The sequence below is a fragment of the Capnocytophaga sp. oral taxon 338 str. F0234 genome, assembly GCF_000192225.1.
Classification (GTDB): domain Bacteria; phylum Bacteroidota; class Bacteroidia; order Flavobacteriales; family Flavobacteriaceae; genus Capnocytophaga.
This window is the reverse complement of sequence record NZ_GL872413.1, coordinates 2,044,397-2,069,463: the sequence shown is the minus strand read 5'-3', so window position 1 is coordinate 2,069,463 and position 25,067 is coordinate 2,044,397. Positions and strand designations below refer to the sequence as shown.

Annotated in this window: 21 protein-coding genes; 12 read left to right on the top strand and 9 right to left on the bottom strand. The window is 39.6% G+C overall.

The window, feature by feature from the left end; genetic code table 11:
• Positions 1–28: 28 nt before the first annotated feature.
• From guaA to HMPREF9071_RS09345, 4 genes are all read left to right on the top strand, one after another.
• Positions 29–1,552, top strand: a complete 1,524-nt coding sequence (gene guaA / locus HMPREF9071_RS09360) for a glutamine-hydrolyzing GMP synthase (RefSeq protein WP_009746386.1) — start codon at positions 29–31, stop codon at positions 1,550–1,552.
• Positions 1,553–1,595: 43 nt separating this feature from the next.
• Positions 1,596–2,984 (top strand): dipeptidase, encoded by a 1,389-nt coding sequence (locus HMPREF9071_RS09355; protein WP_040358518.1) that lies wholly within the window; start codon positions 1,596–1,598, stop codon positions 2,982–2,984.
• Between the two features lie 182 nt (positions 2,985–3,166).
• Entirely contained in the window at positions 3,167–4,957 is a 1,791-nt protein-coding gene (locus tag HMPREF9071_RS09350; protein WP_009746384.1) for a long-chain fatty acid--CoA ligase, read from the top strand.
• Positions 4,958–5,000: 43 nt separating this feature from the next.
• The gene (locus HMPREF9071_RS09345; protein ID WP_009746383.1) at positions 5,001–5,684 is read left to right on the top strand and encodes a cell division ATP-binding protein FtsE; all 684 of its coding nucleotides are present in this window, start codon (positions 5,001–5,003) and stop codon (positions 5,682–5,684) included.
• Here the strand turns inward: HMPREF9071_RS09345 and HMPREF9071_RS09340 are convergent, their stop codons facing one another.
• The 5 genes from HMPREF9071_RS09340 to HMPREF9071_RS09320 are packed head-to-tail and all read right to left on the bottom strand — an operon-like array spanning position 5,685 to position 8,517.
• A complete protein-coding gene (locus HMPREF9071_RS09340; protein WP_009746382.1) occupies positions 5,685–6,278 on the bottom strand; it encodes a ribonuclease HII in 594 nt (197 codons plus the stop codon). It abuts the gene before it with no gap.
• 4 nt (positions 6,279–6,282) lie between these two features.
• Positions 6,283–7,257, bottom strand: a complete 975-nt coding sequence (locus tag HMPREF9071_RS09335) for an acyltransferase (RefSeq protein ID WP_009746381.1) — start codon at positions 7,255–7,257, stop codon at positions 6,283–6,285.
• On the bottom strand, positions 7,250–7,585 hold the full coding sequence (locus HMPREF9071_RS09330; RefSeq protein WP_009746380.1) for a DUF86 domain-containing protein: 336 nt from the start codon (positions 7,583–7,585) through the stop codon (positions 7,250–7,252). Before HMPREF9071_RS09330 ends, HMPREF9071_RS09335 begins: the two co-directional genes overlap by 8 nt.
• Complete coding sequence (locus HMPREF9071_RS09325) at positions 7,578–7,880, bottom strand: nucleotidyltransferase family protein (protein WP_009746379.1); 303 nt, start codon at positions 7,878–7,880, stop codon at positions 7,578–7,580. The genes HMPREF9071_RS09330 and HMPREF9071_RS09325 overlap by 8 nt, the downstream gene beginning before the upstream one ends.
• 19 nt (positions 7,881–7,899) lie before the next feature.
• A complete protein-coding gene (locus HMPREF9071_RS09320) occupies positions 7,900–8,517 on the bottom strand; it encodes a hypothetical protein (RefSeq protein WP_040358091.1) in 618 nt (205 codons plus the stop codon).
• Positions 8,518–8,693: 176 nt separating this feature from the next.
• Here HMPREF9071_RS09320 and HMPREF9071_RS09315 point away from each other — a divergent pair, with 176 nt between their 5' ends.
• The gene (locus HMPREF9071_RS09315) at positions 8,694–9,107 is read left to right on the top strand and encodes a hypothetical protein (protein ID WP_040358090.1); all 414 of its coding nucleotides are present in this window, start codon (positions 8,694–8,696) and stop codon (positions 9,105–9,107) included.
• Positions 9,108–9,614: 507 nt separating this feature from the next.
• On the opposite strand, the gene aspS is transcribed toward HMPREF9071_RS09315, so the two are convergent.
• The 4 genes from aspS to HMPREF9071_RS09295 all read right to left on the bottom strand — a co-directional run bounded on the left by aspS (position 9,615) and on the right by HMPREF9071_RS09295 (position 12,423).
• Positions 9,615–11,363, bottom strand: coding sequence for an aspartate--tRNA ligase (gene aspS / locus HMPREF9071_RS09310; protein WP_009746376.1), 1,749 nt, complete (start codon positions 11,361–11,363; stop codon positions 9,615–9,617).
• A gap of 143 nt (positions 11,364–11,506) precedes the next feature.
• Entirely contained in the window at positions 11,507–11,704 is a 198-nt protein-coding gene (locus HMPREF9071_RS12555; RefSeq protein ID WP_009746375.1) for a hypothetical protein, read from the bottom strand.
• Between the two features lie 48 nt (positions 11,705–11,752).
• Entirely contained in the window at positions 11,753–12,220 is a 468-nt protein-coding gene (locus HMPREF9071_RS09300) for a hypothetical protein (protein WP_009746374.1), read from the bottom strand.
• A 2-nt stretch (positions 12,221–12,222) separates the two neighbouring features.
• Positions 12,223–12,423 (bottom strand): hypothetical protein, encoded by a 201-nt coding sequence (locus HMPREF9071_RS09295; protein WP_009746373.1) that lies wholly within the window; start codon positions 12,421–12,423, stop codon positions 12,223–12,225.
• A 202-nt stretch (positions 12,424–12,625) separates the two neighbouring features.
• Here HMPREF9071_RS09295 and HMPREF9071_RS09290 point away from each other — a divergent pair, with 202 nt between their 5' ends.
• The 7 genes from HMPREF9071_RS09290 (at position 12,626) to HMPREF9071_RS09260 (ending at position 25,065) form a co-directional block, all read left to right on the top strand.
• A complete protein-coding gene (locus HMPREF9071_RS09290; RefSeq protein ID WP_009746372.1) occupies positions 12,626–14,083 on the top strand; it encodes a DUF3375 domain-containing protein in 1,458 nt (485 codons plus the stop codon).
• The gene (locus HMPREF9071_RS09285) at positions 14,080–14,658 is read left to right on the top strand and encodes a DUF4194 domain-containing protein (RefSeq protein WP_009746371.1); all 579 of its coding nucleotides are present in this window, start codon (positions 14,080–14,082) and stop codon (positions 14,656–14,658) included. The genes HMPREF9071_RS09290 and HMPREF9071_RS09285 overlap by 4 nt, the downstream gene beginning before the upstream one ends.
• The gene (locus tag HMPREF9071_RS09280; RefSeq protein ID WP_009746370.1) at positions 14,642–18,040 is read left to right on the top strand and encodes an ATP-binding protein; all 3,399 of its coding nucleotides are present in this window, start codon (positions 14,642–14,644) and stop codon (positions 18,038–18,040) included. Before HMPREF9071_RS09285 ends, HMPREF9071_RS09280 begins: the two co-directional genes overlap by 17 nt.
• A complete protein-coding gene (locus tag HMPREF9071_RS09275) occupies positions 18,037–19,197 on the top strand; it encodes a Wadjet anti-phage system protein JetD domain-containing protein (RefSeq protein ID WP_009746369.1) in 1,161 nt (386 codons plus the stop codon). Before HMPREF9071_RS09280 ends, HMPREF9071_RS09275 begins: the two co-directional genes overlap by 4 nt.
• 37 nt (positions 19,198–19,234) lie before the next feature.
• On the top strand, positions 19,235–20,227 hold the full coding sequence (locus HMPREF9071_RS09270; protein ID WP_009746368.1) for a lysylphosphatidylglycerol synthase transmembrane domain-containing protein: 993 nt from the start codon (positions 19,235–19,237) through the stop codon (positions 20,225–20,227).
• Positions 20,228–20,274: 47 nt separating this feature from the next.
• Positions 20,275–22,647 carry a heavy metal translocating P-type ATPase metal-binding domain-containing protein gene (locus HMPREF9071_RS09265; protein WP_009746367.1) on the top strand — a complete coding sequence of 791 codons (2,373 nt, stop codon included), beginning with the start codon at positions 20,275–20,277 and terminating at the stop codon, positions 22,645–22,647.
• Positions 22,648–22,755: 108 nt separating this feature from the next.
• The gene (locus tag HMPREF9071_RS09260) at positions 22,756–25,065 is read left to right on the top strand and encodes a TonB-dependent receptor domain-containing protein (RefSeq protein ID WP_009746366.1); all 2,310 of its coding nucleotides are present in this window, start codon (positions 22,756–22,758) and stop codon (positions 25,063–25,065) included.
• Positions 25,066–25,067 lie beyond the last annotated feature (2 nt).

Below are 25,067 nucleotides of genomic sequence, written 5' to 3'. Positions count from 1 at the left end.
ACTAAAAACTCAAAAATCGAAACTCAAAATGAATAAAGTACTTATTTTAGATTTTGGTTCGCAATATACCCAACTTATAGCACGTAGAGTGCGAGAACTGAATGTATATTGTGAAATTCATCCTTATAATCATCTGCCAAGTGTAACCGATTTCTCAGCAGTTATTTTCTCTGGGTCGCCTTATTCAGTTCGCTCAACCGATGCACCTCACATCGACCTTTCCCCCTTTCGTGGTAAAGTGCCATTGCTTGCAGTATGCTATGGAGCACAGTATTTAGCACATTTTTTCAAAGGAGAAGTTGCTCCTTCTGATGTACGAGAATATGGACGCGCTTCTTTAGTATTTATTAAGGATGATGAACCTCTTTTTACAGGGATTCAACAAAATAGTCAAGTATGGATGAGTCATAGTGATACTATTAAGCGACTTCCTATAGGAGGAGTTTGCCTTGCTAGTACTCCGGATGTGGTTAATGCTGCCTATCGTATTGAGGGGGAACCTACTTATGCTATTCAGTTTCATCCTGAAGTATATCATTCCACAGATGGGAAAAAGCTTTTAGAGAATTTTCTATTTAAAATAGCTAAAATTATTCCTTCTTGGACTCCAGATAACTTTATAGAAGCTACAGTGCAAACTCTCAAAAAGCAAGTAGGTAAGGAAAAGGTAGTATTAGGACTATCAGGAGGGGTGGATTCTACAGTAGCAGCAGTACTTCTTAATAGGGCTATTGGAAGCCAATTGCATTGTATTTTTGTTAATAATGGGCTTTTGCGTAAAGGTGAGTTTGAAAGTGTTTTACAACAGTATCAGGGGATGGGGCTTAATATAAAGGGGGTGGATGCCTCTAAGGAGTTTCTCTCAGCCCTTTCGGGAATTGCAGATCCTGAACAAAAGCGTAAAATTATAGGGCGGGTATTTGTAGAAGTATTTGATAAAGAGGCTCATAAAATTAATAACGTTACTTACTTAGCTCAAGGAACTATTTACCCAGACGTAATTGAGTCAGTTTCTGTCAAAGGTCCATCGGCAACTATTAAGAGTCATCATAATGTGGGGGGCTTACCTGATTATATGAACCTTAAGATTGTAGAACCTTTGCGTACACTTTTTAAGGATGAAGTACGTCGTGTGGGAGCCTCTTTGGCAATACCAGCAGAACTCTTAGGTCGGCATCCCTTTCCTGGACCTGGATTAGCCATTCGTATCTTAGGGGATGTTACTTTAGAGAAAGTAGCTATACTTCAGGAAGTTGATGCCTTATTTATCAATGCTCTCAAGGCTAATAATCTCTATGATAAAGTATGGCAAGCAGGAGCAATTCTATTGCCAATTAACAGTGTAGGAGTAATGGGCGATGAGCGTACCTATGAGAAATGTGTAGCTCTAAGAGCTGTGGAGAGTGCTGATGGAATGACTGCAGATTGGGTACACTTACCTTATGATTTTTTGCAAAAAGTATCCAATGAGATTATTAACAAGGTAAAAGGAGTTAACCGAGTGGTATATGATATTAGTTCTAAACCCCCTGCAACAATTGAATGGGAATAAAAATAATAAATTTAACGTTATTTATAATTTAGAGTTGAAAAACATGGAAATTAAAAACTACATTGAGCAAAATAAAGATCGCTTTGTAAGTGAATTATTTGACTTATTACGTATGCCTTCTGTGAGCGCAGATTCAGCATACAAACCTTCTATTGAGGCTACTGCTCAGTGGCTTAGGGAAGCTCTTCTTAAGGCAGGTTGTGATAAGGCGGAAGTATGTAAAACACCTGGAAATCCTGTAGTATATGGGGAAAAATATGTAGGAGATAATCTTCCAACGGTACTTGTATATGGGCATTATGATGTGCAACCTGCTGACCCTATAGAACAGTGGCATACAAATCCTTTTGCCCCTGTAATTAAGAAAACGGAATATCATCCTGAAGGGGCTGTTTTTGCTCGTGGTGCTTGTGATGATAAAGGGCAGATGTTTATGCATATAAAAGCCCTTGAGTATATGGTGAAAGAAGGAAAGCTTACTTGTAATATCAAGTTTATGATTGAAGGAGAAGAGGAAATTGGGTCTAAAAATTTGGCTTGGTTTGTTAAGAATAATCAAGAGAAACTAAAAAATGATATTATTCTTATTTCTGATACAGGAATTATAGCGCGAGATACACCTTCTATCAATGTAAGCCTTCGAGGGCTTACTTACCTTGAAGTAGAAGTAACAGGACCTGACAAAGACTTGCACTCAGGTGTGTATGGAGGAGCAGTGGCTAATCCAGTGAATGTGCTCTCTAAAATGATTGCCCAACTCCAAGATGAGAACAACCATATTACAATTCCTCATTTTTATGATAAGGTAAAAGAGATTACTCCAGAGACAAGAGCACTATTTGCAGAAATACCTTTCTCTTTAGAGAATTATAAAAAAGGGATAGGGGTGACTGATGTACAAGTAGAAAAAGGTTATTCTGTGATAGAAAGTTCTACAATTCGTCCTTCTTTGGATGTTAATGGAATCTGGGGAGGTTATATAGGAGAGGGTGCTAAGACAATTATCCCAAGTAAGGCATTTGCTAAAATCTCTATGCGTTTAGTCCCTGACCAGGATTGGGAGGAAATTACAGCCCTTTTTACTGAATATTTTACACAGATAGCCCCTAAAGGAGTAACTGTCAAGGTAACCTCTCTTGGAGGAGGTCCCGCCTATGGTATATCTATAGATAATGATGGTTATCATGCTGCAGAAAAAGCGATGCAAACTACTTTTGGCAAACGTCCTATCCCTACTCCTGAGGGAGGAAGTATTCCCATTATAGCTCTCTTTGAAAAAGAATTGGGGTCTAAATCGGTTCTTATGGGATTTGGCTTTGATTCGGATCTTATACATTCCCCTAATGAACATTATGGATTATTTAATTTCTTTAAGGGAATAGAAACCATTCCTTATTTCTTTGAATATTACGCACAAATGTATAAAAAATAAATTATTTTAAGGGGAGAATGAAGGATTATTCATTCTCTCCTATTTTATATAAATCTATATCATAAGTAGTTAGTGGAAATGAGGAGGAAGCTATTGTTAGGGGGGTAAATATTAACTTTTTATTTGAATTTATATCCTAAAAAAACACTAACTTTGTTATTTAAAAACGCAAACTAACTGTAATGGATTTAGAAAAATTTCACCTTGTTACTCGTTTTGCCTCACAAGCAGCTCTTTATGGAGATCGTGATGCAATACGTCACTGGGAAAATGGACAATGGTGTGCTACCTCTTGGAGACTATTTAACCAAAGAGTACAGCAGATTGCTTATGCTCTGTTGCATCACCAAGTGGATATACAAGAAAATATCGGAATTTTTGCACCAAACTCTCCTGAATGGACTATGGTGGATATGGCGGCAGCACATCTGAGAGCCTGTGCAGTACCTATCTATGCTACAAATACAGCTGATCAAGCATCTTATATTATAAATGATGCTAATATTCGTATTCTTTTTATTGGAGAAAAAGAACAATATGAAAAAATACAACAAATAAAGGAAAAATGTCCTCAGTTGGAATTAATAGTTGTTTTTAATGGAGCTCTTGTAAAAGGAATTCTCCCTTTTGTAAATACATTATCACAGTTTACAACAATTCCTAATCAGGAAATATATACTGAAGAACTTAAAAAACGTTTTTCACAACGTAATTTACAGGATATTTATACTATTATCTATACTTCAGGAACTACAGGAAAACCTAAAGGAGTACTCATAGATTATGAAAATGTGGCTTATCAGCTTATTAATCACGATGAGCGACTAACAGTAAAGGAGGGAAATGTATCTATGTCCTTTCTACCACTCTCACATGTGTATGAACGATTGTGGCTTGCATACGTACTTCACAAGGGAGTAATTAACTGTTATTTGGATGATACCAACCGTGTAGCAGAGGCACTTAAGGAGGTGAAACCTCATTATATGTGTGTGGTACCTCGTCTTTTGGAGAAAATATATACAAAAATATATGAAAATGTAGGTAAGCAGTCTCTAATCAAACGTATGATATTCTCCTTTGCGACGAGAACAGCTAAAATACATCTTAAGCAAAAAAGAAAAGGAAAGAGAGTTTCTTTTATATTGCAAGAACTCTATAATTTTTCAGATAAGCTTGTATTTAGGAAACTAAAAGAGGCTCTTGGAGGTAATATTCAGATGATTCCATGTGGAGGGGCTCTTCTTGAACCTTCTATAGGGCGCTTTTTTCGTGCTATCGGAGTAAATGTAACTCTTGGCTATGGAATGACAGAGACTACAGCTACAGTTGCCTGCTGGGATATAAAATTCAAACTTAAGTCTGTGGGAACAGTACTTCCTAATATTGAGGTTAAGATAGGAGAAAATAATGAAATTCTTCTTAAAGGAGGCTCTATTACTAAAGGATATTATAATAATCCTGAAGAAAATGTAAAAGCATTCACTTCGGATGGTTATTTCCGTACAGGAGATGCTGGATATCTGGACAAAGAAGGAAACCTCTTTATTACGGAACGTATTAAAGAATTAATGAAGACTTCTAATGGTAAATATATAGCTCCTCAACAAATAGAAGGAAAAGTAGGAAAGGATAGCTTTATTGAGCAAATAGCTATCATTGCTGATGCTCGTAAGTATGTATCTGCCTTAATAGTACCTAATTATGATGCTTTAGTGGAGTATGCCAAATCACTTAACCTAAAATATAAAAATTATTCTGATTTGATAAAAAACAGTCAAATTGTGGATTTTTTCCAGAAAAGACTACAAAATTTGCAACAAGGATTAGCTGCCTATGAGCAGATAAAGAAGTTTACCTTACTTACTACTCCTTTCTCTATCAATAATAATGAACTTACTCCTACTTTGAAGCTCAAGCGCAAGAATATTTACAAAAACTATTTCAAAGAAATAGAGGCAATGTATGTATAGGATTAAGAAAATATTTTTTATGAATTAGTAAAAAGAAAAGCAAATGGGAAAAATAGTAGTGGAGCTCAAGGATGTCTCTATTTTCCAGAGAAGAAATCTAATACTCAGTGATATAAATCTTACCATTGAGCGAGGAGAATTTGTATATCTGATAGGGAAGACAGGAAGCGGGAAAAGCTCTTTACTTAAGATACTCTATGGAGATTTGCCTCTGAAAAAAGGAACGGGAATGGCAGTGGATTTCAACCTCACTACCTTGAAAGAATCTGAAATTCCCTACTTAAGGAGGAAGATAGGGGTTGTTTTCCAGGATTTTAAATTACTTCCTGATAGGACAGTATTTGGTAATCTTGAGTTCGTCTTACGTGCTACAGGTTGGACAGATGAAAGAAAAATAGAGGCTCGTATTAATAGTGTATTGACGAAAGTAAAAATGCAAACTAAGTTGCAAAAACATCCTCATGAACTCTCCGGAGGAGAACAACAACGAATAGCGATCGCTCGTGCTTTGCTTAATGACCCAGATTTAATTCTTGCCGATGAGCCTACAGGGAACCTGGATCCAGAGACCAGCGTGGAGATCATGAAGGTCATGCGTGAGATCAACGACTCAGGTCGTTCTATACTTATGGCTACCCATGATTACGCCCTGATACTCAAGTTCCCGTCCAAAACTATCAAGTGCGATGCAGGGAAACTCTTCGAGGTTGTCCAGCGTACAGTGTAGTTAAAAATTAAATTTCAGTTGAATATCAATGAGTTGAAATGTTTTTCTATGGTACTCACAAGCACCAAATTCAAGGATAGCTGCTCGGTGTTCACGGGTTGGGTATCCTTTGTTTTTATCCCAGTGATACATAGGGAATTGCTTATGAAGTGATTCCATATAAGCATCGCGATGGGTTTTGGCAAGTACCGAAGCGGCAGCAATACGCATAAAACGTGCATCGCCCTTTACTTGACAAGAATAAGGAATCTCTTTGTATGGTTTAAAACGATTACCATCTACCACGATAAATTCAGGGGTGAGGGAGAGTTTGTCCAAAGCCTGCTGCATAGCCTCTATAGAAGCATTGAGAATATTGATTTGGTCAATCCGCTGGGGGGAAAGATGTACTACAGCATAGCTTAATGCTTGCATCTCTATGATAGAACGTAGCTCGTTGCGCTGCTTTTCGGTCATCTGCTTGGAGTCATTGAGCAACGGGTGATAGAAGTCTTCAGGGAGTATCACCGCTGCTGCTGTAACAGGTCCTGCCAAGCAGCCACGTCCCGCCTCATCGGTACCCGCTTCTTGAGGAGAGAAAAACCATTTTTCCATAGGGTTAATTTTGTAAAACTAATAAGTTGCAGCCACGAATATCCGCAGCATCAAAGCGCCCCAATACCTCAAAGGAGCCATCGGGATAGGCTTTGCCCAAATCCTGAGTAGCGATAAAACTACAGGAATAGTAATTGGCAAGGTCTATCACATTAATCCCCCCAATTTTGCCATAAGGTAAGGGAGAGAGAGCATCCTCGCTATCGCGGATTAGGACTTTCATCCAAGGTACAGGGTAGAACAGCCCATTTCCTTGACTATAGGCTTGGGAAAGTAGCTCCGTCATCCCATATTCGGAGTGAATTACTTCAGTACCAAAGCCCCTACACAGCAGTTCGTGTAACTCCTCACGAATCAGTTCCTTGCGCCGTCCTTTCATGCCTCCTGTCTCCATAACAATGGTGTTTTTCAGCGAGAATTGGTATTGCTCTACCAAGTCCAAGAGAGCAAAGGATACCCCCATAAGGAAGACTTTTCGCCCCTGTGTGTCCCATGATTTGAGTTTTTGAGCTAGTTCCTCTTGGTTGTAGAGGTAAAAGCCGCTTTCCTTTTGGGCATTGTGAATCAAGTCATCAGCCATATAGATAAGCGATGAACCTTTGCGCTCCAAGTAGGAGGGGAGCAGTGCCAGAAAGATATAATCCTCTATCCTTCCATAGAAGTGGGCAAATCCCTTTCGGAAACTCTCCCTATAGAGCATAAGGGAGCGTACCAAGTGTCGGGACGTTTGGCTACCTGTGGTACCACTGCTGGTAAAGGCCTCCTCAGGAGGCTGAGTAGCGGCATATACCTCCTTACTCTTGAAGAACTCTATAGGTAGGAAAGGAATTTCCTCAAGAGTATGTACCCTCTTAGGTGTCTTGCCGAAATAGTTACAAAACTGCTGATATACAGTATTGTTCTGATACTGAAAGGCGAACACCGCCAGGGCCTGCGCCTCGAATTCCGTGGGAGTATAATCGTGAAAGAGGTTATTCATGTAACAAATTACTTACTTCTTTTTGTAGGATAGGAAGATATTGTATAACAATAGCCCAGAGAATATTGTCAGAGACAGAATCATAACCGTGTATAATTCTATTACGAACATCTACAATCTGTCGTGCATTGGAGATATTTATATTACTATCCTTTTTTAGGATACGATTCATAGCCTCTCCTATAATTTCAATATTTCTCTCAATGGCTCGTTTGGTTCGTATATCACCTTGAAAGATCTCAAAACTTATATTATCGCCAATAAAGCTATCAATTTCATGAATAGCATTCAGAATATCATAGAGCCATGTATTAATTTCATTATCCATAAAGAAGTTGCTTTTTTTGGTTGATATTTTCTATAAAATAGGGATTTTTTAAAGCCTTTTCTTCTAATAAATCAATTTTTCTATTGAATAAGGTCTCTAATTCAAATTTGAATTGGAAATAATTAGAGGTATATTGTAATGCATCTTGGTCTAAGAAATCTACAAGCAAATCAATATCGCTATGAGTATCAAAATCAGAGGTCAATACAGAGCCAAAGACATATAATGTCCTGACCCTATAGCGCTCACAAAGGGTTCTGATCGTATCAAGCTGATTTCTAAGAATAAGATTCATAGTATAAACATTATAATGATTAATGACAGAACGCTATCATATCTAATTGGTTGCTAAGGCAGAATGCGATATTCTCCTTGAGTCCCATAATATGTTCGTAAGCAAATCCCTTTTCTTCGTCGTCCTCCTCCTCTCCGTCAATCATAGCTTCTACTTCTTCCTTTGTCTTATGGACTTTCTCCAAGAGGGAAGCCAGATGTTTCAGTCGGTCTTGGTCAATGAGACTTATCATAGGAAAGTCTTCTATCTTAGGTAACGGAAAGGGGTGAAAATGATCTTCGGGGAATAGTTCCGTGTCTATTGCTATCTCTATATCATAGTCCTCAGAGAGCGTTCGGTTGATAAGGTCAGTCTCGTACCAGAACTTCATTTCTTGAGTAAAGGGCAATTCCTTTCCTAAAGTAGCGCAAATTCCGATAAAGGCATACCCATAGGCATATCCCTTTTTCTCATCAAAGGGGCGTCCCATGATGATATCGGTAAGAGCCTTAGTAGTTTCATTATCATCATCTTCTTCGGCGTAGTTTTGGAAGATTTCATTCTTCTGAACCTCAGCGAGTAAGGTTTCGTTTTTAGAGGCAAAAGTTGCCTGAAGCTCAGGAGTATTTACCCCATAAGCAAACATATAATATCCCATAGGTAAAGATTTTTTCCTATGGCAAAGGTAGTATTTTATTTTTAGAAAACAAAATATTTATGAGTTAGGGAAGAAAATCTATTTTTGCCAAATTGGAGAAATAGGAAGGAATAAAAAATGTTTTGTAAGTTGGACGAATGTTGCTATATTTGCACACAGAATACAAAAAGACTCTTATGAAAAAACATATTATGTTTCTCTTATTGATAAGCCTTAGCCTGATTGCTTGTGGGAAAAAAAATGTAAAGAATCCCCATCAACAAGAAAAAACAGTTCAGGTAGATTTTCAAGGCAATCACTTTAAAAAAACAGATTGGGAGCTATTGGGTTTGCGTGGGAAAGTAAAACGATTGGAAGAGATCTTTGATTACTATGAATATGCAGAAGATGGCTCTGCAAAGAAGTCGGATAGGGTTGTTGTTTCACCAAGAGAAGATACATTTTTCAGTACAGTAAATGGTCTTCCTCTTATTATTGATTTTGACGAAGGAGGTTATATTATAGGCACACGAAGATATGAAGATACAGAAATAGATTCTCTTATCTACAACTATAAAAGAGAAAACCATTACTCAATATACGGGAGATGAAAAACAGTATATAAATCGTTATAAATATGATAAAAGAGGGAATGTAATAGAAGAGATATGGGGCACAGTAGTCCTCCCTTCTTATAAATACTATCATATTACGTATAACAAGAAAGGGCAAAAAATAAAAGAAATTTCCTCTATAAGTAAGACAGAAATTAAATTAGGGGAGGAAACTATCTATAAATATGACTCAAAAGGGCGTATAATTTATGAGGAAAAAAAGGGGATTTTAGGAGATATAAGAGAATATACTTATAATAAAGAGGGTGATATTCAGACTATTAGAAAGAAACCCTTCCTTGAACCAGAACAAGAACTCAGGTATGAATATACTTATGATAAACAAGGTAATTATATTAAAAGCATTCTTTATATGGAGGATAAAATAAAAGAAAAATTAATATCACGAGTAACACAACGAAAAATAACGTATTACTAAAAACAACAAAGGCTGTCGCAAACTAAAATTTACGACAGCCTTTTATTTGCTAATTGACAAATTTTCTAATTTGCTAATTGAATATTGAGTTCCTTAAGTTGTACCTCATCAATAGGAGAAGGTGCATCAATCATCACATCTCGGCCGCTGTTGTTCTTAGGGAAGGCGATAAAGTCGCGTATGGTTTCTTGTCCTCCGAGCAATGCTACCAATCGGTCAAAGCCGAACGCTAAACCACCGTGAGGAGGAGCACCATAGCGGAAGGCATTCATTAAGAAGCCGAACTGTGCCTGTGCCTGATCAGGGGTAAAGCCGAGTAGGGCAAACATCTTGGCTTGCAATTCGCGGTCAAAGATACGTATAGACCCACCACCTACTTCGTTGCCATTGAGTACAAGGTCGTAAGCATTGGCACGTACAGCTCCTGGGTCGGTGTCGAGCAAAGGAATATCCTCAGGCTTAGGCGAGGTGAAAGGATGGTGCATCGCAAAGAAGCGGTTTTCCTCTTCGTTCCACTCAAGCAGAGGAAAATCCACTACCCATAGTGGGGCATATACATCGGGATTGCGCAAGCCCAAACGCTCGGCTAGTTCCATACGTAGGGCGCTGAGTTGCCCGCGTACTTTGTTGGCCTTGCCTGAGAGGATACAGATAAGATCCCCTGCTTTGGCGCCTGTACGTTCTGCCCATGCCTTGAGGTCGTCTTCGCTGTAGAACTTATCCACAGACGATTTGAAAGTGCCGTCTTCGTTGCATTTTACATATACCAAGCCTGAAGCCCCTATTTGTGGACGTTTTACCCATTCTACTAGGGCATCTATCTCCTTGCGGGTGTAGCTATTAGCCCCTGGTACGGCAATACCTACCACCAATTCTGCCTCATTGAACACCTTGAAATCGCGGTGCTGTGCAAGGTCGTTGAGCTCGCCAAACTTCATTCCAAAGCGGATATCGGGTTTGTCGTTACCATACGTCTTCATTGCCTCAGCGTAGGTCATACGAGGGAAAGCGCCGAACTCTAATCCTTTGAGTTCTTTGAGCAAGTGCTTGGCCAAGCCCTCGAAGGTCTGGATAATATCCTCTTGTTCTACAAAAGACATCTCGCAGTCTATCTGAGTAAATTCAGGTTGGCGGTCAGCACGGAGGTCTTCGTCGCGGAAACACTTTACGATTTGGAAGTATTTGTCAAGTCCCCCTACCATAAGTAGCTGCTTAAAGGTTTGTGGGGATTGTGGCAAGGCGTAGAACTCCCCAGCGTTCATGCGGCTAGGCACCACAAAATCGCGTGCCCCCTCTGGAGTAGATTTAATGAGGACAGGAGTTTCCACCTCTATAAAGCCTTGAGCAGAGAGGTAGTTGCGCACCATCATACCCACCTTGTGGCGGAAGATAAGGTTTTCACGTACAGGCGTACGGCGGATATCAAGGTAGCGGTACTTCATACGGAGGTCTTCGCCCCCATCGGTATTGTCCTCAATGGTAAAAGGAGGTACTTCCGAGTGGTTGAGCAGGGTGAGTGCTGTAACAAGGATTTCTATTTCCCCCGTAGGGATATTGGCATTAACAGCCTCACGCTTAATGACGGTACCTTGAATTTGAATCACATCTTCACGGGAGAGGGTTTTGGCTTGTTCAAAGACCGCTTTGTCAGTACGTTCTTCATCAAAGATTAGCTGGGTGATACCATAGCGGTCGCGTAGGTCTATCCAGATCATAAACCCTTTGTTACGAATGCGTTGTACCCAACCGCTAAGGGTTACTTGTTCACTCAGGTGAGCACTGTTAAGCGCTCCACAGGTATGTGTTCTGTACATTTTTTAAGTTTTTAGTTATATTCTATTGAGATTTAACTTCTTGGGGTTGTTTCTGTTGTTCCAAAAAGATAGAATCTCAATAGTTTGTGTTTCTTCAATAAAGTGATAATACATTGAGTAATTGCGAAGTATAACAACTCTTCTTAGATTGTTATTTTTTCAATAAGCTCTCTTGCTCCTTTCATTACTTCTTCATTAGATTTAAGAATACTATCTTTTGCTTCTTTGATTCTTTCATTGAGAATGTGTAATTCGGCCTCTGAAAGCTTTATAGAAGGCTCTTCCATTGAGTAATCTTTGCTTAGGAGCATTTCTTCTTCTGTTATTGTAAGTGTATTCATAGCTATTTTTCTAAAAGAAATTATTAAGTTATTGATTCATAAGGTGTTTTACTTCTGATACTCCTCCAGTTCCTTAGTAAGCATATCTACATAAGGTTGGTGTTTTGGGTGATAGATAAAAGAAATATAATGGTTACCCATAGATATATTAGGGATAATCCTATTACTTATAAGTAGATCTTTGGGATTTTCCTTTACAAATAAAGTATGAAATAGATAATTCCTAAAATGTTGAGGAGAGATAAAATGATGCTTATTAGTGTCCCTATAATAGATAGGAGTACTATCTGCATAATAATACAATATCACCTCTCTATGAGATAAATACTCTACGATTTTCTTAATAATAAAAGAAAAAACTTTTAGAGGATTGGTGTTATTTTTCTGTTCTTTAAGAGCTAAAGAGATCTCAACTACAGGAATTATAATATTAGAATCAGGCTTATATTCGGAAAAAATTAAGGAATATAAATTACCTTCTTCTGTTTTAAAAAGAATCTCTATATCTAAATTCACGGCTATATGGTTATATAATCTTCTTCTTTACATACCTTACTCATAATTTCTTCCTTACGTTTTTTTGCTCTTTCAGCAAGTTTATCCATAAAAGCTAATAGTTTTTCACTTGGATTCTTGATAAGTATAGTCTCTGAATTATGGGTCTTTTCAAGAACAACTACTTCATTTACTTTCTCTGGAGTGGTATTTACTTCTGTCATAATAGTTTGTTTTAATAGATTCTAATAACTTGCAAAAATACTCATTAATTTTGAAAACTGCAAGATATGAGGCGATTTTATTATAGGAAGCAATAAGATAGTGAAAAGTGTTGGATAAAACAGAAAAATGAGACACAGAATTTTTATAATGAGAAAAAAATGTGTATTTTTGCCACTGATAACGAGCTAATTATTGCTAAAAATGGAAAGCCCTACCCAACAACTAATAGATATACTTATGACCTCTCCCAGTGTGGAGTTGCTCAAGTCTAAGAATAGGGTGCCTATGCTTACTTTTTTCATAGAGACCTTTACGGAAGATCATAAGGTACTGGCTCAAGAGGTGCTTTTTCAGCAGTTATCAGACTTTATTGAAACCCAACACTTGGAAGAGGAGGAAAGTGAGGTTACCTTTGAGGTGCTTTTTGAAGAAAAGGCAAAGAATTATGTACGCAATTGGCTCAGTAAAGGCTTTTTGACTAATTATCAGGATGAGCAGGGGGAGGTGTATTATGAACTTTCCTCCCATTCGGTTAAGGTAATTGATTGGCTTTCGTCTCTGAAGAAGGAGGAGTATATAGGGACAGAATCCAAGTTCAGTAGTATCTTTCATCAGCTCAAGGAATTGGTGGAATTTACCAATGAGGACAGGCAGGAGCGTCTTCTGTTGCTGGAGCGGCGCAGAGATGCACTACAGGAGCAGATAGATAAGCTCAAGCGAGGGGAAGAGGTGCAGGTATATGAGGAATATCAGATAGTTCCCCGCTTTAACCAGCTCACTCAGCAGGCTAAGGAACTGCTATCGGACTTCAAGGAGGTGGAGGATAATTTCAAGGAAATTACCAAGGAAATCTATCAGAAGCATTCGGGAGAGCAGACCAAGGATGCCATATTGGAATTTACCTTTGATGCCTTAGACCAGCTCAAGAATAGCCCACAAGGAAAAAGTTTTTATGCCTTCTTTGCGTTTTTGGTCAGCCGACAGTTGCAAGAGGAATGGGAATTCCTAACCAAGAAACTTTATGAAACTCTACAGGAAAAGGATATTCCCATAAGAGATTATTTCCTAAAGGGAATGAGAGGACACTTATACCTCTTGAGCAGGCGCGTAGATAAGGCTAATGACAAAATGGCCGAGAAGCTCAGCCGTATCATTCGAGAAAATGATACCATAGATAACCAAGCTACCAAACAGACTATAAGAGAGATTAAGGACTATCTCATAAGTCTGAGCAGAAGACAGTTGAAACCCGACGTGTCCTTTGAAATAGAGAGAGATGTTTATATTCGAATCCCTTTTGACAGGCGACTTACCTACCAAAAGAAAGAACAAGGAACTTACAAAGAGCGCTTTGAAAATGCAGATACTACCCTTTCTGATGTGACACAACTCGGTAAGCTATTTTCAGATAAGATTATAGATAAAGAGATCCTGAGAGAAAATATCTGCTCTGTACTACAGCAGCGAGGACAAGTTTCTTTGACAGAGCTTATCAATGCACAAGGAGGACTAAAGAAAGGCTTGACGGAGCTTATAGCCTATTTTAGTGTAGCCACCGAATACAAACATGTGATTAATGAGGGAAAAATGCAGGATATTATCTTTGATATCCCTAACCAAAAACGGATCCAATTCCCTGAAATAATTATCTCATTATGAAAAAGTTAGAAGAAGTAAGAGAAAACTACAGCCAAGCAATTGTCAAATTGCTCAAAGGAACTGTTGATAAGGAATCAGAGGTATGGGAGGATATTCTTTTTTATCAGACAGAAATACAAGATTATATACAGACCATAGGTTTGGAATTGGTTGTAAGAAAAGAGGAAGGATTTGCTTTTGTAAAACAATTGGAGGACGAACAGGGTAATACCTTAGGCTTAGTCAGAAGACTCTCTATGGGGTTTGAGAACTCTGTAGTACTGGTGGTACTCAGGCAACTATTAGAGGATTTTGATAACAATCCTACTGATTTTCAATCTTTTGAAAAAATTATCTCCCATTCCGAGATCAAGGAAGAGGTGAGTCTTTTTCTTCAAGAGGGCTATAACAAGGTAAAGTTCTCAAAGGATATAGACAAGTGTATCAAGGATATAGAGGATTGGGGCTTCCTTAAAAGAGTCAATTCTAAGGAAGACACACGTTACCAGATACATAGAATCATAAAGCAAAAGATTACCTTGGATATACTGGAGGAGTTTAAACAAAAATTATCGGGCTATGTGGGAACTATTTAGCACCAATTCAGATACAGCAGGTTTTCGGCTGCAATATATGGAGGTACTCAACTGGGGGACTTTCCACAAGGAAATTGTAAGGATAGCCCCCCAAGGGAACAATTCCTTGCTCACGGGCGCTAATGCATCTGGGAAAAGTACTTTCATAGATGCGCTCCTGACCCTTCTGGTGCCCATGCACAACAAGCGATTCTATAACCAATCTTCGGGGGTAGAAAGGCGAGGAGATCGTACCGAAGAGTCCTATGTATTAGGCTACTATGGAAATATACTCAAGGAAGGTTCTTCCTCCACAACAACCCAAATGCTTAGGGAGAAGCAGAATACTTACTCTATCATATTAGCTTCTTTCTCAAGTACTACCCAGCAGACAGTAACACTGTTTCAACTGCGTTGGTTCAGTGGAACAGAGCTTAAAAAAAATTATGGCATAGCCCATCTTCAATTGGAAATTGCTAAAGACTTTCCTAAGTTTGATAGCGGAGGAGACTGGAAAAAGCTGTTGGATGCTAAGTATAACTATGACAAATCCAAGCGTAAGCAAGTGGAGTTTTTCTCTGGACCTAAGGACTATCAGAGTGCTATGTGCTCTCTCTTTGGTATGCGTTCGGAGAATGCTTTTTCCTTATTTAACCAAATGGTAGGGGTGAAGGTCTTGGACGATTTGGACGACTTCATCTCTACCCATATGCTGGAGGAGCGAAATACAGAAGAGACATACAAAGAACTCAGAACGAGCTTCTTTACCCTGACAGAGGCTAATGATAATATAGAAAAAGCCAAACTACAAGTGGAATGGCTCACCCCTATCTGTCAGGATATAGAAGCCTTACAACAAGCCACCCAGCAGGGCAAGGAGCTAGTACAGCTACAATCCGAGAGTGTGTATGGGTTCGCCAAAAAGTATGTAAGTCTCGCCACAGACGAGATAGCTGAACAAACAGCTCTTTTGGAAGAAGTAAGGCAGCGCAATGCTACACTGCAAAAAGAAGCAGAAGCCCTAAGTGTTAGGTACGCAGATTTAGAACAAGATATTTGCAATGATGCAGTGGGTAAGCAGATAGAAATGCTCAAGAAAGAAAAGCGAGAAAACCTATCGGCCAAGGAGGAACGTATGAGTAATGCTGAGCAATATAACAAGATTGTAGCTTCTTTGGGGCTAATGACAGATCCTGATGAGGAGACTTTTAAGACAAACAGAACAGAAGCTCAGCTTTTATTCAAGGGAGTCCATACAGAGGAGCTGTTACAAGAGGATAATATCCGAAAACTGACCAACGAAAATGAGGAAATAGCCCAGCAGATGGACGCTTTGAGAGAAAATATAGACATGTTGCGCAAAAATAAGAATAATATTTCGGGTCGAGAGGCAACTATACGAGACGAAATCCTCTTAGCAGTAGGGGCTACTAAGGAGGAAATCCCTTTTATTGGCGAGCTTATAAGGGTAAAAGAAGCAGAAAGTGCTTGGGAGTATGTCATAGAGAAAGTTCTGCACCAAACTGCTCTGCACTTAGTGGTGCCTCCTAAATTCTATTCTAAGGTCAATGCGTATGTCAATACACACAACCTCAAAGGACGTATCCGCTACTATAAGTATGAGCAGCCTGCTCCTAAAATATTCCAAATGCCACAAAAGGAACAGCGACTGCTGATAAATAAGATAGAGATAAAGCCTAAGCATCCTTATTCCCTATGGGTCGAATATCTTATAGAGAACCAGCATAACTTTGTCTGTGTGGAGGAATTGAGCGAATTTGAACAATTTGTTGAAATGGCACTCACACCCAAAGGGTTGGTAAAGTATCGCAAGGGCAAGCATGAAAAGGACGACAGAGAGGCTATGGCAAAGCGTAGTAATTATGTCTTGGGTTGGGACAATAAGGAGAAGCTCAGCGAACTCTCCAAGGAACTTGTGCGCCTACAGGAGACAAAAAAGAAGAATGACACTACTCTGAAGACGTTACAACTCAAGAGAGAGGAGCTCAGGAGCAGGCAATTTATTATTAGTAACTTAAACGATAAATTCACCAAGTTTGACACTATCAACTGGCAGGTCTATGCCCTGAAAATTCAAGAATTAGAGACGGCTATAGACCAATTGGAGCAGACGAACAATCGCATCAAAGCACTTGGAGAACAACTTAGGAAGGTCAAAGAAGAGCAAGCTGCTCTTAAAGCAACGATCAAGGAAGAGGAGAAAAAAGAGTTCGTCATAGAACAGGCAATAACTAATATTACAGAGAAGAAGCAACAACATCAGGATATTTTGGAAACAAACCCAGAGGTGGATACAGCGTTGTTTGTGGACAAATATTCTCATTTGTTGGAGTTGTCTTATGCTAATATAGAGACATATAGGCAAGCCTTTGCCTCAGAACTCGCCAAGCAAATAGAGCAGAATAAGCAATTGATTAATAAGAAAGAAATGGAGATCACCAGAGCGACTGCTAAGTTCAGGAACCCACCAGCCGCAATTATAGAGAAATTCAAGGATTGGGCAGCCGATGTGTATCCATTGCCTGAAAAAACAGACCCCGTACTTTTGACAGAGTACCAGCATTATTTGGACAAACTTAAGAAGGATAACCTACCTAAGTATGAAAAAAAGTTCCGAGACTACCTACATGAGACGACCATTCACAAAATGGGAAGTTTTGCTACTTTCTTTGACAGTTGGGCAGAAGAGATACGAGAAAATATTCGTCAGCTCAATGAATCACTCAAAGAAATAAACTTCAATACCCAGCCCGATACTTATATACAGCTGGTACATTTCCAAAGAGAAAGCAAAGATGTTGCCGAATTTAAGGATTTACTCAGGCGTGCAAGGGTCAATATCAATGAGTTTTCTAACCAAGAAGATGGCCGTAGATTGCACTTTGAACAACATATAGCCCCCTTCATCAAGCGGTTAGAAAATGAAACTTGGCGCAAGAGGGTACTGGATGTACGCCAGTGGTTTAGCTATAAAGCTGAGGAATCTTTTAGAGAGACGGGCACTAAGGCCAAAACTTACGAGCGTATGGGGCAGCTCTCAGGTGGGGAGAAGGCACAGCTCACTTATACAATTTTGGGTTCTGCCTTGGCCTATCAGTTTGGTATGCTCAAGGACGGAATGCAGGGTAATTCTTTCCGCTTTATCGCTATAGATGAGGCCTTTAAAGCACAGGACGAGGAGCGTGCATACTACCTCATCACCCTCTGTCGCCAGCTACACCTGCAATTGCTGGTGGTAACTCCTAGTGATAATATTCATATAGTGGAGAATGATATTGCTTTTGTACATTTTGTCTCTCGTGCCAAGAATAAGACCTCACACTTGATCAATATGCCTATAGAACAATTCAAGGCTGAACGGGAAAAATACTTTCAATCATGATAATCCCTGAGGAAATACGTAAAAAAGCCACCCAAAAGTATCTGCCTTATCTCTCTGATATAGCGGCTGATATTCCTTTTACACCTATTGAGATACGGGGGGATAAGACCTATACCAAGAATGATTTTTCGGATTTTGCTCACCAAATAGAAAGCCTTAACAGTCAGGCCAAATCACACAAAGGCTTTGGCTATACCGTGGATTATAAGAGAACACGTACCAAGTACTTAGGTGAGCAGGATATACCTGTGAGTATCTACTTTGGGACGGAAGAGGATTTCCTTCGATTCCTTTCCAAAGAAAAGGAAGTTGCCAAATTCAGAGAAAATATAGCCCTTATTACCTCAATTTTTCCTCAACTAACCCCATGGATACAGAAGAATCCAAAGAAAGTAGTGCAATATGAGACAGAATGGACGGATATTCTGAAGGTCTGTAGCTATTTTAAAGAAAATCCTCATCCTAATTGCTATATTAGAGAACTACCCATAGCGGTACACACCAAGTTTGTAGAGCAACACAAGGGCATACTTCAGGAATTGCTCAATATACTGCTGGCTGATACTCTTGAGGCGGGAGCTACCCACTTTGAACAACGCTTTCACCTCAAGGACAAAGAGCCATTGGTACGTTTTCGTATCTTGGATCAGGATATAGCTGATGCCTATTTTCAAGGAATAGATGATATGGCCATTCCTATTTCTCACTTCAATCGTTTGGATATCCCTGTAGAGCGTATTTGGATTGTAGAGAACAAAACATCGCTCTATACCACCCTTGCTTTTCCAGCTATGGAGAGGAGTATCGCTATTTTTGGGAGTGGCTATGGGGTGGCTGCACTTAAGGAAGCCAGCTGGCTTGCCACTAAAAAGCTCTACTATTGGGGGGATATAGATGCTCAAGGCTTTGAAATTCTCTCCCAATTTCGTACTTATTTCCCTTCAGTAGAGAGTTTTCTTATGGACGAGGCTACATTTGAGCATTTCTATGAGGCATACGAGGGCACTCCTTCGCCTATTACGGTGGAACTGAGGCTTACCCCTGAGGAAAAAGCTCTTTATGAAAGGGTTAAAACCGAAAATCTCCGTTTGGAACAGGAGAAAATCCCACAAGATTGGTTACTACAAACTTTGGTACTTATAACTACCTATTTGTAAATAATTCACTACCTTTGTCGCCCAAAACTTATATGTCATGGCGACAAGCAAAAACTACCTAAAGAAAACCCTACAACTGGTGCTCCCCTTGCTATTGGGGCTATTTCTGTGTTGGTATGCCTTTGCCCAATTCAGCGCAGAGGAGCTATCGCTGATCAAGGAGCAATTCCTTAGGGCAGATTATTCCTTTCTATGGCTCTCGGTAGCGATGGGCTTCTTAAGTCATGTATCACGAGGTATACGTTGGCAATATACCTTGGCCTCTATGCACTATTTCCCTAAGCGATACAACTTGGTTTTGGCTGTATTTATCGGGTATTTGCTCAATCTTACCGTACCACGTTCGGGGGAAGTCTCTCGTGCTTTGCTTATCAATCGCTATGACAAAGTCCCCTTTGACAAGGCTTTCGGAACAATCCTTACCGAACGAGTGATAGACATGTGTATCTTGCTACTATTTATTGCCATTGTCTTTGTCTTTCAGTTTGATCTGGTATGGCACTTTTTAGAAAGCTATTTTACTTTTTCCTATATCATAGTGATACTCTTGGTCTTGGGACTTGTGTTTGTAGCCTTTCTTTATTGGATTTACCGCTCTACCTCTTCCATAGCGCAGAAAATCCGTAAAATGCTTTCAGGCATCAAGGAAGGAATTTTCTCTATAGTCCATCTGAAAAAGAAATGGCAGTTTATAGCCCATACCCTATTTATTTGGCTTATGTATTTTTTGATGTTCTATGTAGTGTTTTTTTCCATGGAGCAAACTAAGGATCTCTCACTGATACAAGTACTTACCGCTTTTGTAATAGGGAGTTTTGCTATTGTCTTTACCAACGGAGGCTTAGGTGCTTATCCGCTCTTTATCGCCAAAGTGTTATTGCTTTTTGGCGTAGCCGAGACCATAGGTACAGCCTTGGGCTGGGTGATATGGATCGCCCAGTTCCTGATGATTGTCCTTTTTGGAGGATTGTCCTTTTTACTTTTACCCCTCATCAATAGAGGTCAGCGGTCAGTAGGTAGTAGTCAGTAGTCAGACTATAGCACTGTTCGTTATTCACTTTTCACTATTCACTAATTATGACTTGTTATCACTGTGGAAATAATTGTGATCCTAAGCACCCCATTGTATTTGACGACAAATATTTTTGTTGTCAAGGGTGCCAAACGGTCTATGAAATCCTATCAGCCAATAAATTAGACAAATATTATACCTACGAGCAAACCCCAGGAGCACGCCCTGAAGAGGCAGGGGAGAAGTACCATTTCTTGGACAATCCCCAGATTGTGGCCAAGCTCCTAGAGTTTGACGAGGGGAACACCCAAATTGTCTCTCTCTATATCCCACATATTCACTGTAGTTCGTGTATCTGGATATTGGAGAATTTACAGAAATTACACCAAGGTGTGATACATGCCTTAGTGGATTTTCCTAAAAAGACGGTACGAATTAGTTACCTAAAAGATAAGATCACCCTGAAAGAGTTGGTAGTACTTCTCTCCAAAATAGGCTATGCACCCTATATCAGTTTGGACGATTATTCTCAGAAGAAAGACAAAAAGGGACAAAAGCAGCTATTGTACAAGTTGGGAGTGGCGGGGTTTGCCTTTGGGAATATTGGACTGTTGTCTTTCCCTGGGTTCTTTGAAGACAACGAATTTTGGTTCAATCGGTATAAGGACTTCTTCCGCTGGCTGATGTTTGCTTTCTCCCTACCTGTGATGTTCTATGCAGCCACGGATTATTTTGTCTCCGCCTACAAGGGGATTCGCAACCGTTTTCTGACCATTGATATTCCCTTGGCCTTGGGTATCCTCACCATGTTTGTCCGTAGTACTTATGACATCATATCGGGTAGGGGACAGGGTTTCTTTGATAGCTTGGCTTCCTTGGTCTTTTTGTTGCTCATAGGCAAATTCTTTCAGCAACGCACCTATTCCTTTCTCTCCTTTGAGCGAGATTACAAAAGCTATTTTCCGATAGGGGTGACTCGTATGACAGGAGAGCAGGAAGAGAGTATCCAAGTATATGATATCAAGGAGGGTGACCGCTTACTGATTCGCAATGAGGAACTGATACCTGTAGATGCTGTGCTTATTCGTGGCATAGGGCAGATAGATTACAGTTTTGTTACGGGAGAATCTAAGTGGACGGAGAAGAACAGCGGGGACAAACTCTTTGCAGGGGGCAGACATAAGGGGGCGGCTATAGAGATAGAAGCTACCAAAACCGTTTCCCAGAGCTACCTCACCCAGCTATGGAGCCAAGAATCCTTCCAGAAGAATAAAAACGAAGGTATCAAAACCCTAACCGATAGGATCAGCCAGTACTTTACCTTCTTTGTACTGCTCATTGCCTTCCTAACCTTAGCCTTTTGGCTTTTCTATGGTACCCCTACCGAGGCGTTCAATGCCTTTACAGCGGTGCTTATCATCGCTTGTCCTTGTGCCTTGGCGGTTTCAGCCCCTTTTGCCTTGGGAAATATGCTCCGACTCTTAGGCAAACGCCATTTCTACCTCAAGGATACCCAGACTATAGAACAAATGGCACAGGTAGATACCCTTATCTTTGACAAAACAGGTACTATTACCCAAAGCAATACTCAAGAAATCACCTACGAAGGCCAAATGATGAGCGCCCAACAACGCTCCTTGCTCAAGAGTGTATTGCGTAACTCCAACCATCCTCTTTCTCGTCAGCTATACCAATACTACAAGCAGGTAGATATACACCCTCTTGACCATTATCAAGAACTGATAGGCAAAGGTATGGAAGCTACATGGGGAGGGGATAGTATAAAGATAGGCTCGGCTAAGTTTGTAACGGGTAAGGAAAACAAAGATGAAACAGCGGTATATGTGAGTATTAATGGGCAGTTAATGGGCAAATATACCTTTAAGAACCCTTATAGGGAACATATATTTACCGTTTTCCATGAGTTGGAGGACAGGGGCTATACTTTAGCGTTGCTTTCAGGGGATACTGAGGCAGAAAAAGCCTTCTTACAAAGCCAACTCTCAGCAAAAGTATCACTACACTTTAACCAAAGTCCTGCCGATAAGCTCCATTATATAGAGCAATTGCAAAAGGAAGGCAAGCGGGTGATGATGCTCGGTGATGGGCTGAATGATGCAGGTGCTCTCAAGCAAGCCCAAGTAGGTTGCGCCGTGGCAGAAAACAGCAATACCTTTTCACCAGCCTGTGAGGCGATCCTTCAAGCCTCTGAGATAGAGCAACTTCCACGCTTTCTCGCCCTAAGCAAGAAGACCATGCAAGTAATCAAGATGAGTTTTGTACTCTCCCTATTATATAATTGTATAGGAACATTCTTTGCCGTAACAGGGAACTTAGAGCCCGTAGTAGCGGCAATTCTCATGCCGATCAGTTCTATTAGCATCGTGCTTTTCACTACCTTATCTACAAATGTATTAGCAAGAAAATACCTAAGATAGTGTAGATTTATCTAACCTTATTAGTTCATATTATTGAGTATAATTAAAAATACTATTTGGTATATTTATAAATAATTATTATCTTTGCCCCTGATTTACAATGATTTTATGAAAATAAAGAGTGGCTTTATACTTCTATCTTTGTTTTTTGCAGTAAATACTTTTTCCCAATCTATAGAACAAAAAAAAGATAGCGTTCAAAAATTAGGAGAAGTAGTAGTTTCTGCTAAGCAGATATTAGGTAGTAAAATTCAGGCACGTAACCGAACGGGTTCAGCTTATTATATTTCTCCTCAAGAGATTCAAAAAATGGGATATACTGATATTAATCGTATGTTAAAAGCCGTTCCTGGTGTGAATGTTTATGAAGAAGATGGCTATGGATTACGTCCTAATATCAGTTTGCGAGGTACTAAGGCAGAACGTAGTGAGAAAATTACTTTAATGGAGGATGGTATATTGGCAGCTCCTGCCCCTTATTCAGCTCCTGCAGCTTATTATTTCCCAAATGCTGCCCGAATGCAAGCCATTGAGGTAGTCAAAGGAAGTAGCCAAGTTCAATATGGACCTTTTACTACAGGAGGAGCTATTAATATGGTCTCTACTCCCATTCCTAATAAATTCTCAGCACGACTGAATGCCACTTATGGGACTAATGATACTTTCAAGACTCATATAAATATAGGCGATCATAAGAAACATTTTGGCTATATGGTGGAATATCTTAGATATCAGTCTGATGGATTTAAGCATTTTGAGGATCATCAGAATGCTGGTTTTAATCGCAACGATGTAGTAGCTAAAGTTATTGTTAATACAGCCAAAAGTGAGGGAGTGAATCACTCATTTGAACTTAAAGCAGGTTATGCCGATGAGGATTCTAATGAAACTTATGTAGGGCTTACGAAAGCTGATTTTGCTAGAACACCTTTCTTACGATATGTAGGTTCACAGAAAGACCATTTGACAACCCGCCACTACCAGTGGGTGGGGACTTATCTTCTACAATTCTCTCCACGACTGAAATTTACAACCCATTTCTATTATAATTACTTCTTTCGTAATTGGTATAAACTTGAATCAGTAAAATATGGTACTTCCTCTAATGAGAAACGTACTATAGGACAAATACTTGCCGACCCTGAAACTAATGCTGCTTATTTTGATATTCTATCAGGAAATGCAGATAGTCGTGTGTTTTATAGTGATTATGAGCGTCTGAAAAATAACCCAGGTCTCTTTGTACGCGCCAATCATCGTGAATACTTGTCACGAGGTGTGCAAACCAAGGCTGAATATAAAGCAATATGGGGTAATTGCTTCCTTAGTAATGAATGGGGTTTGCGCTATCATGCTGACCAAGAAGATCGTAATCAATGGGATGATATTTATGCAATGAAAGGAAGACGGATGCAGTTGCTTTGGAAAGGCATTAAGGGAAGTCAAGCTAATAAAATAACTAGTGCTAATGCACTTGCTGCCTATTGGCTTTCAAAGATAAGTTATAAAAAATTGACTGTTACAGCAGGTTTACGCTTTGAGCATATTGAACTTTTAGAAAAGGATTATACTACTGATGATACACGTCGTACAGGGCAAAAGCGCATAGAGACTACTAATGTAGCTAATGCAGCGATACCAAGTCTTGGGGTACATTACAAAATTAATGATTGGTTTTCAGCTTTTTCAGGGATTCACAAAGGTTTTTCACCTCCAGGAGTAAGCAAAGAAAAGCGAGTGATGGACAGGAATGGAAATATTACCTTGTTGACTGAAAATCAGAAACCTGAAAGTAGTATTAACCTTGAAATGGGGTTGAGGGTTAATAGTCAAAGTTTAGAGACAGAACTTATTGGCTTTTATAATAATTATAGTAATATGTTAGGTAGTGATCTTGCTGCTATGGGAGGAACGGGCTCATTGGAACAGTTTAACGTAGGAGAAGCAGTAGTGAAAGGGTTAGAGTTTATTGTGCAATATCAGCCCATCCCCGAGGATTATGCCCTCAAAATTCCTTTACAGCTCTCTTACACCTTCACTGATACTGAGATGAAGAACTCTTTTGAAAGTAACTCATGGGGGCGAGTAATAGCAGGTGATGAGATCCCCTATATTAATCGCCATGCATTTAACTTGAGCATAGGGACTAGCTACAAACGCTATGAGTTAAATATAGGGGTGCGCTATAATAGTGCTGTACGTACTGAACCAGGACAAGGTGCTATAGCTGATCGACAAAAGATACCTGCTTATACCATTGTAGATGCTTCGGCAAAAGTGAAAATAAATGAAAACTTTACCATTAACCTAAATGCTATCAATCTCACTAACAAAACCTATTTAGTATCACGTCATCCTTCAGGTTTACGTCCAGGTCACCCTTTTGGTGTGTTTGGTGGGTTTATATTAAAGTATTAAGA